The sequence below is a fragment of the Pseudomonas sp. FG13 genome (assembly GCF_057809755.1).
On sequence record NZ_JBMDKO010000016.1, the window covers coordinates 113,321 to 125,914 of the forward strand.

General features: G+C 62.3%; 10 protein-coding genes. 9 read left to right on the plus strand and 1 reads right to left on the minus strand.

Features of this window, described 5'->3' with window-relative positions; all coding sequences use genetic code 11:
* Positions 1 to 9: 9 nt before the first annotated feature.
* From gcvP to ACODTO_RS15355, 5 genes are all read left to right on the plus strand, one after another.
* Complete coding sequence (gcvP, locus tag ACODTO_RS15335) at positions 10 to 2,859, plus strand: aminomethyl-transferring glycine dehydrogenase (protein ID WP_175384690.1); 2,850 nt, start codon at positions 10 to 12, stop codon at positions 2,857 to 2,859.
* 193 nt (positions 2,860 to 3,052) lie between these two features.
* Positions 3,053 to 4,429, plus strand: coding sequence for an L-serine ammonia-lyase (locus ACODTO_RS15340; protein WP_139647701.1), 1,377 nt, complete (start codon positions 3,053 to 3,055; stop codon positions 4,427 to 4,429).
* 40 nt (positions 4,430 to 4,469) lie between these two features.
* Positions 4,470 to 5,594, plus strand: coding sequence for a glycine cleavage system aminomethyltransferase GcvT (gcvT, locus tag ACODTO_RS15345; RefSeq protein ID WP_489106676.1), 1,125 nt, complete (start codon positions 4,470 to 4,472; stop codon positions 5,592 to 5,594).
* A 395-nt stretch (positions 5,595 to 5,989) separates the two neighbouring features.
* Positions 5,990 to 6,202 carry a cold-shock protein gene (locus ACODTO_RS15350; RefSeq protein WP_040070294.1) on the plus strand — a complete coding sequence of 71 codons (213 nt, stop codon included), beginning with the start codon at positions 5,990 to 5,992 and terminating at the stop codon, positions 6,200 to 6,202.
* A gap of 93 nt (positions 6,203 to 6,295) precedes the next feature.
* The gene (locus ACODTO_RS15355) at positions 6,296 to 6,784 is read left to right on the plus strand and encodes an RDD family protein (RefSeq protein ID WP_139647697.1); all 489 of its coding nucleotides are present in this window, start codon (positions 6,296 to 6,298) and stop codon (positions 6,782 to 6,784) included.
* 123 nt (positions 6,785 to 6,907) lie between these two features.
* Here ACODTO_RS15355 and nadA read toward each other — a convergent pair whose 3' ends face one another.
* Entirely contained in the window at positions 6,908 to 7,966 is a 1,059-nt protein-coding gene (gene nadA, locus ACODTO_RS15360) for a quinolinate synthase NadA (RefSeq protein ID WP_024779477.1), read from the minus strand.
* A gap of 336 nt (positions 7,967 to 8,302) precedes the next feature.
* Here nadA and ACODTO_RS15365 point away from each other — a divergent pair, with 336 nt between their 5' ends.
* From ACODTO_RS15365 to copD, 4 genes are read left to right on the plus strand one after another with little or no spacing between them, the layout of a single operon-like run.
* Positions 8,303 to 10,159 carry a copper resistance system multicopper oxidase gene (locus ACODTO_RS15365; protein ID WP_489106677.1) on the plus strand — a complete coding sequence of 619 codons (1,857 nt, stop codon included), beginning with the start codon at positions 8,303 to 8,305 and terminating at the stop codon, positions 10,157 to 10,159.
* 11 nt (positions 10,160 to 10,170) lie between these two features.
* On the plus strand, positions 10,171 to 11,082 hold the full coding sequence (locus ACODTO_RS15370) for a copper resistance protein B (RefSeq protein ID WP_489106678.1): 912 nt from the start codon (positions 10,171 to 10,173) through the stop codon (positions 11,080 to 11,082).
* 57 nt (positions 11,083 to 11,139) lie between these two features.
* Positions 11,140 to 11,526: a copper homeostasis periplasmic binding protein CopC gene (gene copC / locus ACODTO_RS15375; protein WP_139647690.1), complete on the plus strand. Its 387-nt coding sequence runs from the start codon at positions 11,140 to 11,142 to the stop codon at positions 11,524 to 11,526.
* Between the two features lies 1 nt (position 11,527).
* Positions 11,528 to 12,454 carry a copper homeostasis membrane protein CopD gene (copD, locus tag ACODTO_RS15380; RefSeq protein WP_257225686.1) on the plus strand — a complete coding sequence of 309 codons (927 nt, stop codon included), beginning with the start codon at positions 11,528 to 11,530 and terminating at the stop codon, positions 12,452 to 12,454.
* Positions 12,455 to 12,594 lie beyond the last annotated feature (140 nt).

Genomic DNA, 12,594 nt, shown 5'->3' on the forward strand with positions numbered 1-12,594 from the left:
GAGCGCCACATGACCGTTAATCTGGGCACCGCCAACGAATTCATCGCCCGTCATATCGGCCCGCGGGCCAGCGACGAGCAAGCCATGCTCGAACGCCTGGGCTACGACTCCCTGGAAGCCCTGAGCGCCAGCGTCATCCCTGAGAGCATCAAGGGAACCAGCGTGCTGGAGATGGGTGATGGCCAGAGCGAAGCCGATGCACTGGCCTCGATCAAGGCCATCGCCGCCAAGAACCAGCTGTTCAAGACCTACATCGGCCAGGGCTACTACAACTGCCATACGCCGGCACCGATCCTGCGCAACCTGCTGGAAAACCCGGCCTGGTACACCGCCTACACGCCGTACCAACCGGAAATTTCCCAGGGTCGTCTCGAAGCGCTGCTGAACTTCCAGACCCTGATCAGCGACCTCACCGGCCTGCCGATTGCCAACGCCTCGTTGCTGGACGAAGCCACCGCCGCCGCCGAAGCCATGACCTTCTGCAAGCGCCTGAGCAAGAACAAGGGCAGCAATGCCTTCTTCGCCTCGCGCCACTGCCACCCACAGACCCTCGACGTGCTGCGCACCCGTGCCGAGCCCCTGGGCATCGACGTGGTGGTCGGCGACGAACGCGAGCTGACCGATGCCAGCCCGTTCTTCGGCGCGCTGCTGCAATACCCGGCCAGCAACGGCGACCTGTTCGACTACCGCGAACTGACCGAGCGCTTCCACGGGGCCAACGCCCTGGTGGCGGTCGCGGCTGATCTGCTGGCCCTGACCCTGCTGACCCCGCCGGGCGAATTCGGCGCCGATGTCGCCATCGGCAGCGCCCAACGCTTCGGCGTACCGCTGGGTTTCGGCGGCCCGCACGCGGCGTATTTCTCCACTAAGGATGCCTTCAAGCGCGACATGCCAGGCCGCCTGGTCGGGGTGTCCGTGGACCGTTTCGGCAAGCCGGCCCTGCGCCTGGCGATGCAGACCCGCGAGCAACACATCCGTCGTGAGAAAGCCACGAGCAACATCTGCACCGCCCAGGTGCTGCTGGCGAACATCGCCAGCATGTACGCCGTGTACCACGGTCCCAAGGGCCTGGTGCAAATCGCCAACCGCATCCATCACCTGACCGCGATCCTCGCCAAGGGCCTGGGCGCGTTGGGCGTGAGCGTCGAACAGGACAGCTTCTTCGACACCCTGACCCTGCACACCGGCGCGCAAACCGCTGCCCTGCACGACCAGGCCCGCGCCAAACGCATCAACCTGCGCGCGGTAGACGCTGAACGCCTGGGTCTGTCCCTGGACGAAACCACCTGCCAGGCCGACATCGAGACCCTGTGGGCACTGCTGGCCGGCGGCAAGGCCCTGCCGGACTTCACCACCCTGGCCGCCAGCGTACAAAGCCGTATCCCTGCCGAACTGGTACGCCAGTCGCCGGTCCTCAGCCACCCGGTGTTCAACCGTTACCACTCCGAAACCGAGCTGATGCGCTACCTGCGCAAGCTCGCCGACAAGGATCTGGCCCTGGATCGCACCATGATCCCGCTGGGTTCCTGCACCATGAAACTCAACGCCGCCAGCGAAATGATCCCGGTGACCTGGGCCGAATTCGGCGCCCTGCACCCATTCGCCCCGGCCGAGCAGAGCGCCGGTTACCAGCAGTTGACCGATGAACTGGAAGCCATGCTTTGCGCCGCCACCGGCTACGACGCGGTGTCGCTGCAACCCAACGCCGGTTCCCAGGGTGAGTACGCCGGCCTGCTGGCGATCCGCGCCTATCACCAGAGCCGTGGCGAAGACCGTCGCGACATCTGCCTGATCCCTTCGTCGGCCCACGGCACCAACCCGGCCACCGCCAACATGGCCGGCATGCGCGTGGTCGTCACCGCGTGCGATGCCCGTGGCAACGTCGACATCGAAGACTTGCGTGCCAAGGCCATCGAGCACCGCGAACACCTCGCCGCGCTGATGATCACCTACCCGTCCACCCACGGCGTGTTCGAGGAAGGCATCCGCGAAATCTGCGGCATCATCCATGACAACGGCGGCCAGGTGTACATCGACGGCGCCAACATGAATGCCATGGTCGGCCTCTGTGCACCGGGCAAGTTCGGCGGCGACGTGTCGCACCTGAACCTGCACAAGACGTTCTGCATTCCCCACGGCGGCGGCGGCCCGGGCGTCGGCCCGATTGGCGTCAAGTCGCACTTGGCGCCTTTCCTGCCGGGCCATGCCAGCATGGAGCGCAAGGAAGGTGCGGTATGTGCGGCGCCGTTCGGCAGCGCCAGCATCCTGCCGATCACCTGGATGTACATCCGCATGATGGGTGGCGCCGGCCTCAAGCGCGCCTCGCAGCTGGCGATCCTCAATGCCAACTACATCGCCCGTCGCCTGGAAGAGCACTACCCGGTGCTCTACACCGGCAGCAACGGCCTGGTGGCCCACGAGTGCATCCTCGACCTGCGCCCACTCAAGGACAGCAGCGGCATCAGTGTCGACGACGTGGCCAAGCGCCTGATCGACTTCGGCTTCCACGCCCCGACCATGTCGTTCCCGGTGGCCGGCACGCTGATGATCGAGCCGACCGAAAGTGAATCCAAGGAAGAACTGGACCGCTTCTGCGACGCCATGATCTGCATCCGCGAAGAAATCCGCGCAGTGGAAAACGGCAGCCTGGACAAGGACGACAACCCGCTGAAAAACGCCCCGCACACCGCGGCGGAAATCGTCGGCGAGTGGGCCCACCCCTACAGCCGCGAACAAGCGGTGTACCCGGTCGCGTCGTTGATCGAAAGCAAATACTGGCCGCCAGTGGGCCGGGTCGACAACGTGTTCGGCGACCGCAATCTGGTCTGCGCCTGCCCGTCGATCGAAAGCTACGCTTGACCTGTGAGGGGGCGGGTCAACCGCCCCCTCGCAACAACACCGCCTATCCCCTTGTGGGAGCGAGCCTGCTCGCGATTGCGGTGTGACAGCCAATACAGATGTTGACTGACACTCCACAATCGCGAGCAGGCTCGCTCCCACAGGGTTCCCTCTCAATCTTTCGATCGTCATAAAAAGAAACCGGAGAAACACCATGTCGTTAAGCGTGTTCGACCTGTTCAAGATCGGTATCGGCCCTTCCAGCTCCCATACGGTCGGCCCGATGCGTGCCGCTGCCCGTTTCGTCGAAGGGCTGCGTCGTGATGACCTGCTCGAAACCATTACCAGCGTCAAGGTCGAGCTGTACGGCTCTCTCGGCGCCACCGGCAAGGGCCACGGCAGTGACAAGGCCGTGCTGTTGGGCCTGGAAGGTGAACACCCGGACACCGTGGACACCGAAACGGTAAACGCCCGCCTGCAGGACATTCGCAGCAACGGTCGCTTGAACCTGCTGGGCCAACATTCCATCGAATTCAACGAAAAGCTGCACCTGGCGATGATTCGCAAGCCGCTGCCCTTCCATCCCAATGGCATGATCTTCCGTGCCTTCGACGGTGCGGGCCTGCAAGTGCGCAGCCGCGAGTATTACTCGGTGGGTGGCGGTTTCGTCGTCGATGAAGACGCCGCCGGCGCCGACCGTATCGTCGAAGACGCCACGGTCCTGACCTTCCCGTTCAAAAGCGCCAAGGACCTGCTGGGCCACTGCAGCACCTATGGCCTGTCCATCAGCCAGGTGATGCTGACCAACGAAAGCGCCTGGCGCCCCGAAGCCGAAACCCGCGCCGGCCTGCTGAAGATCTGGCAGGTGATGCAAGATTGCGTGGCGGCCGGGTGCCGCAATGAAGGGATCCTGCCGGGCGGACTGAAGGTCAAGCGACGGGCAGCGGCACTGCACCGCCAGTTGTGCAAAAACCCCGAAGCGGCGTTGCGCGACCCGTTGTCGGTGCTGGACTGGGTCAACCTGTATGCCCTGGCCGTCAACGAGGAAAACGCCTTTGGCGGGCGTGTCGTCACCGCGCCCACCAACGGCGCGGCGGGGATCATCCCGGCCGTGCTGCATTACTACATGCGCTTCATTCCCGGGGCCAACGAGGACGGCGTGGTGCGGTTCCTGCTGACCGCCGCCGCCATTGGCATCCTGTACAAGGAAAATGCCTCCATTTCCGGTGCCGAGGTCGGTTGCCAGGGTGAAGTCGGCGTCGCCTGCTCCATGGCCGCCGGTGCCTTGTGCGAAGTCCTGGGCGGCACGGTGCAGCAAGTGGAAAACGCCGCTGAAATCGGCATGGAACACAACCTCGGCCTGACCTGCGACCCGATCGGCGGCCTGGTGCAGGTGCCCTGCATCGAACGCAACGCCATGGGCTCGGTGAAAGCCATCAACGCGGTGCGCATGGCCATGCGCGGCGACGGGCATCACTTCGTGTCCCTCGACAAAGTCATCCGCACCATGCGCCAGACCGGCGCCGACATGAAAAGCAAATACAAGGAGACCGCCCGTGGCGGTCTGGCGGTCAACATCATCGAATGCTGATACGCGCTGCTTGCCTCTCTTCATTTTTCCAGGAGCTGATATGTCCACCGAACAACTGCTGAAGACCCCGCTGCATGTCCTGCACCTAGAACTGGGCGCCCGCATGGTACCGTTCGCCGGCTACGACATGCCGGTGCAATACCCATTGGGGGTCATGAAAGAACATCAGCATACCCGCGATCAGGCCGGGCTGTTCGACGTGTCCCACATGGGCCAGATCCGCCTGACCGGCCCGGGCGCCGCCCAGGCCCTGGAAACCCTGGTGCCGGTGGACATCATCGACCTGCCGGTGGGCATGCAACGCTATGCCATGTTCACCAACGCCAACGGCGGCATTCTCGACGACCTGATGGTCGCCAACCTGGGCAACGACGAGCTGTTCCTGGTGGTCAACGCAGCATGCAAGGACCAGGACCTGGCCCATCTGCGCGCTCACATCGGCAGCCAGTGCGACATCGAGCCGCTGTTCGAGGCCCGCGCCCTGCTCGCCCTGCAAGGTCCGGCAGCCGTCACCGTACTGGCCCGCCTGGCACCGGACGTGGCGAAAATGACCTTCATGCAATTCCAGCGCGTCACGCTGCTGGGCGTGGACTGCTTTGTCAGCCGTTCGGGCTACACCGGTGAAGACGGTTTCGAAATCTCCGTGCCCGCCGCCGATGCGGAAAAGCTCGCCCGCGCCCTGCTGGCGGAACCGGAAGTGGCCGCCATCGGCCTCGGCGCCCGTGATTCCCTGCGCCTGGAAGCCGGCCTGTGCCTCTACGGCCACGACATGAACACCGAGACGACGCCGGTCGAAGCCAGCCTGCTGTGGGCCATTTCCAAGGTCCGCCGTGCCGACGGTGCCCGCGCAGGTAGCTTCCCGGGCGCTGAAACCGTGTTCGCCCAGCAACAGAATGGCGTGCGCCGTAAACGCGTCGGCCTGCTGCCCCAGGAACGCACCCCGGTGCGCGAAGGTGCGGAAATCGTCAACGAGGCAGGCGAGATCATCGGTGCGGTGTGCAGCGGCGGCTTCGGTCCGACCCTGGGCGGTCCTTTGGCGATGGGTTATCTGGACGCCGCCTATACCGCCCTGGAAACGCCCGTCTGGGCCATTGTCCGTGGGAAAAAGGTGCCTTTGCTTGTAAGCAAAATGCCATTCGTTGCACAACGCTACTACCGCGGCTGATTGACTGTTTCTATAAGTAACGCGATTGCGTTATACGTGCACTAATGTGTAACGCAACCGCCATAAAAAGGTGCATTTATTTCCTATTGAACGGTGTTTATAAGGTTGGCAAACAATTGAACTAGCCTATCGATTAAGCCCAGGCCAACGAAACGCATAAATAGCGCAAAGCTTAGGAAAACCGGGCCCTTCAGAGGGGGTTGTTTTTTCATTCGTAGTTGGCGTAGAGTTTGGTCACTGTGTTTGCATGGGTCGCTTGGAATCGTGACCTGGGCAGTAGCCTATGAAGTTCGCTACATCCCGTTCGACGTCTCTTACTTTCCTGCAACCCAGCCCCAGTACTCTTTCAAGTGAAAGAGGCTGTCATCAATTTAAGCGTCAAAGGAAATAAGAAAATGGCTGAGCGTCAGAGCGGTACCGTCAAGTGGTTCAACGACGAAAAGGGTTTTGGTTTTATCACTCCTGAGAGCGGTCCGGATCTGTTCGTGCATTTCCGTGCCATCCAGGGCAGCGGCTTCAAGAGCCTGAAAGAAGGCCAGAAAGTCACCTTCGTTGCCGTGCAAGGCCAGAAAGGCATGCAGGCTGACGAGGTTGTTGCCGAAGCCTAAGCTTTCGCAACCCCAGAAGCCCCTGATTGATATCAGGGGCTTTTTTATGGGCGTAAATCCGTAGAATGGGCTTCTTTTTGGTCCGAGGCCGTCATGCCGAAACACCTGCTTACCCCTCAGGGCGACTTTCCCCCCGTTGGCCTGGGTCGTCGCCTGGCGGCGATGTTCTATGACTTTCTGCTGTGCACGGCGTTGCTGATCGTCACCAGCGGCATCTACAAGATGGTCCAGATGGGGATCATCGGCGAAGAGAAAATGCGTACCCTCACCGAAGCCGGCGCACTGGATGGCGACCCCTTGCTGTCCACCGTGCTGCTGTTCGTGCTGTTCGGTTTCTTCGCCAAGTTCTGGACCCACAACGGCCAGACCCTGGGCATGCAGGTGTGGGGCATCCGCGTGCAGAACGCCGATGGCTCGGCCATCAGCCTGTGGCAGGCGCTGTTGCGGTTCGTGGTGTCGATTGCCTCATGGCTGCCGGTAGGGCTGGGCTTTCTCTGGTCGTTGTTCGACAAGCGCAAGCGCAGCTGGCATGACATCTACTCGGACACGCAATTGGTGCGGGTTCCCAAGAAGACCAAATGATTCACACGTCTCATTCCCACGCTCTGCGTGGGAATGCAGCCAAGGACGCTCCGCGTCCCAGAGCCGAACGCGGAGCGTGCGTAGAGACATTCCCACGCGGAGCGTGGGAACGAACATCAGGACTCAGGCGTTACCGGCCAGCTTCATCCGCGCTGCCTGGGTGAAGTCCAGCATGCGCTTGAGCGGACGAATGGCCTGGGGGATCAACGCCGGGTCGACGAAGATCTCGTTGGTGCCTTCCTGCAAGCTCTTGAGGGTACGCTCCAGGGTATTCATCGCCATCCACGGGCAGTGGGCGCAACTGCGGCAGGCCGCGCCATTACCGGCGGTAGGGGCTTCGATGAAGACCTTGTCCGGGCACAGCTGCTGCATCTTGTAGAAAATGCCACGGTCGGTCGCGACGATCAGCGTCTTGTTCGGCAGACTCTGGGCTGCGGCGATCAGTTGGCTGGTGGAACCCACGGCGTCCGCCAGTTCGATCACCGAGGTCGGCGACTCCGGGTGCACCAGGATCGCGGCGTCCGGGTACAAGGCCTTCATGTCCTCCAGTTGCTTGGACTTGAACTCCTCGTGGACGATGCAAGCGCCGTCCCAGAGCAGCATATCGGCGCCGGTCTTGCGCTGGATGTAAGTGCCCAGGTGCTTGTCCGGACCCCAGATAATCGTCTCGCCGTTGTCCATCAGGCTCTCGACGATTTCCAGCGCACAGCTGGACGTCACCACCCAGTCGGCACGGGCCTTGACCGCCGCCGACGTGTTGGCATACACCACCACGGTCCGCTCCGGGTGCTGGTCGCAGAACGCCGAGAACTCGTCCACCGGACAACCGAGGTCCAGGGAACAGGTGGCTTCCAGGGTCGGCATCAGCACACGTTTTTCAGGATTGAGGATCTTGGCGGTCTCGCCCATGAACCGGACCCCGGCCACCACCACGGTCTTGGCCGGATGGGCGTTGCCGAAGCGGGCCATTTCCAGGGAGTCGGACACGCAGCCCCCGGTTTCCTCGGCCAGGGCCTGGATGATCGGGTCGCAGTAGAAGTGCGCGACCAGCACCGCGTCCTGAGCCTTGAGCTCGGCGGCGATGGCGGCGCGGTACCAGGCCTCTTGCTCGGCACTCAGCGGCTTGGGCTGTTTGGCGTCGAGGTGAGCCTGGACCAGAAGGCGTTCGGAAATTTGCGTCATGTTCGCAAGACCTGCAGGCGCATTTGCGCGAAAGTCGAGTATACACCCGGCTCCGGACCACTCGGGTACCGCCGGGAAAGTGGGTATCAATCAGGCACGGGACAGCGTGAAGCCGGCAAGGCTACAGAATATCCCGCCGATGCAAAAGATCATTCTGATTGGTGCCTGGCCGGCACGCTCCAACGCCATCAAACACTGCGTCGCTGGGGAGCGGAAAGCCGAACCAACCTGACTGAAATGTAATCACCCGCCCCGCTTGCCTGTGTCATCTTTGCTTCACACCTGTACGGGGACAGCCCCTGTGCATGTCGCGAATCGACGGATGGACTTTTATCGATGCAAACAAAAACTTCCCGGCGCACCTTCGTAAAGGGCTTGACCGCTGGCAGCATCCTGGGTGGTCTGGGCCTGTGGCGCACCCCCGTCTGGGCGGTGACCGGCCCAGGCCAGCCCACTGTATTGAGCGGCACCGACTTCGACTTGTTCATTGGCGAAAGCCCGGTCAATTTCACCGGCCATCCCCGTATCGCCCAAACCATCAACGGCGGCATTCCCGGCCCGCTGCTGCGCTGGCGCGAAGGCGACACAGTGACCCTGCGGGTACGCAATCGCTTGAAAGACACCACGTCCATCCACTGGCACGGCATTCTCCTGCCGGCCAACATGGACGGCGTACCCGGGTTGAGCTTCAAGGGCATCGAACCCGACGGCCAGTACGTCTACCAATTCAAGGTCCGCCAGAACGGCACGTACTGGTACCACAGCCATTCCGGACTCCAGGAGCAATCCGGGGTGTATGGGCCGCTGGTCATCGATGCCCGGGAGCCCGAGCCCTTCCAGTACGAACGGGACTACGTGGTGATGCTCACCGACTGGACCGACGAAGACCCCGCCGACGTCATCCGCAAACTCAAGAAGCAGTCGGACTACTACAACTACAACAAACGCACCGTCGGCGACTTCATCGACGATGTCGCCAGCAAGGGCTGGGGCGCCACCGTGGCCGATCGCAAGATGTGGGCCGAGATGAAAATGAACCCCACCGACCTGGCGGACGTCAGCGGCGCGACCTACACCTACCTGATGAACGGCCAGGCGCCGGACATGAACTGGACGGGCCTGTTCAAGCCGGGCGAGCGGATTCGCCTGCGCTTCATCAACGGTTCGTCCATGACCTACTTCGATGTGCGCATCCCCGGCCTGAAAATGACGGTCGTCGCCTCCGACGGCCAATACGTCAATCCGGTGCCAGTGGATGAGTTCCGGATCGCCGTGGCCGAAACCTACGACGTCATCATCGAGCCGACCGAGCAGGCCTATACCCTGTTTGCCCAGTCGATGGACCGCACCGGGTATGCCCGCGGCACCCTGGCGACCCGAGCCGGGCTCTCGGCCCCGGTCCCACCGCTTGATCCGCGACCGCTGGTGACCATGGACGATATGGGCATGGGCGGCATGGACCACGGTGGCATGGCTGGCATGGGTGATATGAGCGGCATGGACCATGGATCGATGCAAGGCATGGATCACAGCAAGATGCCCGCAATGGATCACGGCGCCATGCAGGACATGCAGGGTATGGAGGGCATGGATCAAAGCGAAATGTCGACCATGGATCAGGGTGACATGCCGATGATGGACCACGGCGCGATGCCAGGTATGGGCAACATGCCGTCCCATCCGCCATCGGAGCAAGACAACCCACTGGTGGACATGCAAGCCATGAGCGTCAAGCCCAAGCTCGACGACCCCGGCATGGGCCTGCGCAACAATGGTCGCAAGGTGCTGACCTACGCGGACCTGCGCAGCACCTTCCCCGACCCGGACGGCCGCGAACCGGGTCGCACCATTGAATTGCACCTGACCGGACACATGGAAAAATTCGTCTGGTCATTCAATGGCGTGAAGTTCTCCGACGCCGAGCCGTTGCTGTTCAAGTACGGCGAACGACTGCGCATCGTGCTGATCAACGACACCATGATGACTCACCCCATCCATTTGCACGGCATGTGGAGCGATCTGGAGGACGAAAACGGTCAGTTCATGGTGCGCAAGCACACCCTCGACGTGCCGCCCGGCTCCAGGCGCAGCTACCGGGTCACCGCCGATGCCCTCGGACGCTGGGCGTATCACTGTCACCTGCTCTTCCACATGGAAACGGGCATGTTCCGTGAAATCCGGGTACAGGAATGAGGAGCCGAACCATGACCCGACACATTCAATCCCCCCTCCTGTCGATGATGATCATGGCCGGCCTGGCACAAGGCATGGCCACGCCTGCCTGGGCAGCCGGCAACGCTATGCAAGGCATGGATCACAGCAAGATGCAGGGCATGGACCATGGCCAGATGCAAGGATTGGATTCCATGCAGGGCATGCAGTCGATGGAGCCGCCCCCCACCACCAGTCGCACGCCGATCCCCGAACTGACCGCCGCCGATCGCGCAGCGGTCTATGAGGACCACGGCAGCCACATGATGAATGACAGCGCGCTCAACTCCTTCTTTCTGATCAATCAGTTGGAATGGCAAGACGCCGATAAGGGCAGCGCCCTGAGTTGGGACGCCTCCGGCTGGATCGGCGGCGACATCGACCGGTTGTGGCTGCGCACCGAAGGCGAACGCACCAACGGCAAGACCGAAGAAGCCGAACTCCAGGCCCTCTGGGGCCACGCCATCAGCCCCTGGTGGGACGTGGTGGCCGGCGTGCGCCAGGACTTCAAGCCGGACGAACCGCAAACCTGGGCTGCCTTGGGCATCCAGGGCATGGCGCTGTACAACTTCGAAACCCAGGCCACGGCATACCTCGGTGAGAACGGCCAGAGCGCCGTGCGCCTGGAGGGCGACTACGACATCCTGTTGACCAACCGCCTGATCCTCCAGCCCACCGCCGAAGCCAACTTCTACGGCAAGAACGATCCGGAGCGCGCGATGGGTTCAGGGCTATCGGACACCGAGCTGGGCCTGCGGCTGCGTTATGAAATTCGTCGCGAATTCGCCCCTTACATCGGCGTCATCTGGAACCGCACCTATGGCAATACCGCCGACTACGCTCGCGAAGAAGGCGATGACCGTAGCGAGGCACGCCTGGTCCTGGGCGTGCGTATGTGGTTCTAACGGGTTGAGCCCCCTCCATTTCCCAAAAAACTAGAAAACCGTTGTAGGAGTCCTTGCATGTCATTCATCAAAAACGCTGTGATCACCGTCGCGTTGTCCACCGGCTTGCTGAGCAGCGGCCTGACCCAGGCACACCCCAAGCTGCTGTCCACCACCCCTGCCGAAGGTTCGCAGGGATCGGCACCTGAGAAAATCGAACTGCACTTTTCCGAGAACCTGATGACCAAGTTCTCCGGCGCCAAGCTGCTGATGACCGAGATGCCCGGCATGTCGGCCCATTCGCCGATGCCCATGCCGGCCAAGGTGTCGGGCAGCGAAGACCCCAAGACCATGGTCATCGTCCCCAATACCCCGCTCACGTCGGGCACCTATCAGGTCCAATGGCGCGCGGTATCGTCCGATACTCACCCGATCACCGGCAACGTCACATTCAAGGTGAAGTGAGTTGAGCGACTCGATCGACATAGCGCTGATCAACATCGCTCTACGCCTGGCCCTCTATCTGGATCTGATGCTGCTGTTCGGCCTGGCGGCTTTCGGCCTTTATGGTCTGCGGGGCCAGGAACGAAAGTCGGGTGAGGTGTTGCCTTTCGCAAGGCTCCTGGCGAGCACGGCCATCATCGGCGTGCTGCTGTCCGTCGCCGGCATGCTCTGCATGGTCTGGGCCATGAGCGGCGTTACGGACTGGGCCGAGTTACAGCCACACGTTGAAATGATGGTGTTGGAGACTGACATGGGCTCAAGCTGGAGCCTGCGGATACTGGCATTGATGCTGACCATTGTCGCCGCGACGCAAAGTAAGCGCTGGCCGAGCGCCAGCCTGTGGCTGGGCACGCTGGCCGCAGGCGTGGCCCTTGCGACACTGGCCTGGGCCGGCCATGGCGCCATGGACGAAGGCGAACGACGGAGCTGGCACTTCATCACTGACTTTTTGCACCTGTGGGCAGCGGGTGCCTGGGTCGGTGCCCTGGCGGCGTTTGTGCTGCTGCTTCGCCAGGCCGAACACCGATTGCCGGTGCTGTCTCGGACCCTGACCGGCTTTGAAAACGCCGGCGCGGTGATCGTGCTGATTATCAGCGTGACCGGCGTGATGAACTATCTGTTCATCGTCGGCCCGAGTATCGACGGGCTGTTCGACAGTGCCTACGGTCAATTGCTGACACTCAAACTCGTCCTGTTTGCGGCCATGCTGGTGTTCGCCGCACTGAACCGTTTTCACCTGAGCCCGCAGCTGGAACAGGCCAGGCAAACCGGCGAACACAGTGTCGCCGTGAGGGCGTTGCGGCGCAGCATGATCCTTGAGTTCTCTGTAGCGGCGGTCATCCTCGCTTTGGTGGCCTGGCTGGGTACGCTGAGTCCGGCCATGGAATAGCAGGTGTGGGAGTCTGCAAATTCTGCGTACGCCCCGAATCCAATGTGGGAGCAAGCCTGCTCGCGATAGCGGTGGGTCTGCTTGCGGCAATGTTGACTGTGCCGCCGTCTTCGCGGGCAAGCCCGGCTCCCACAGGGTCT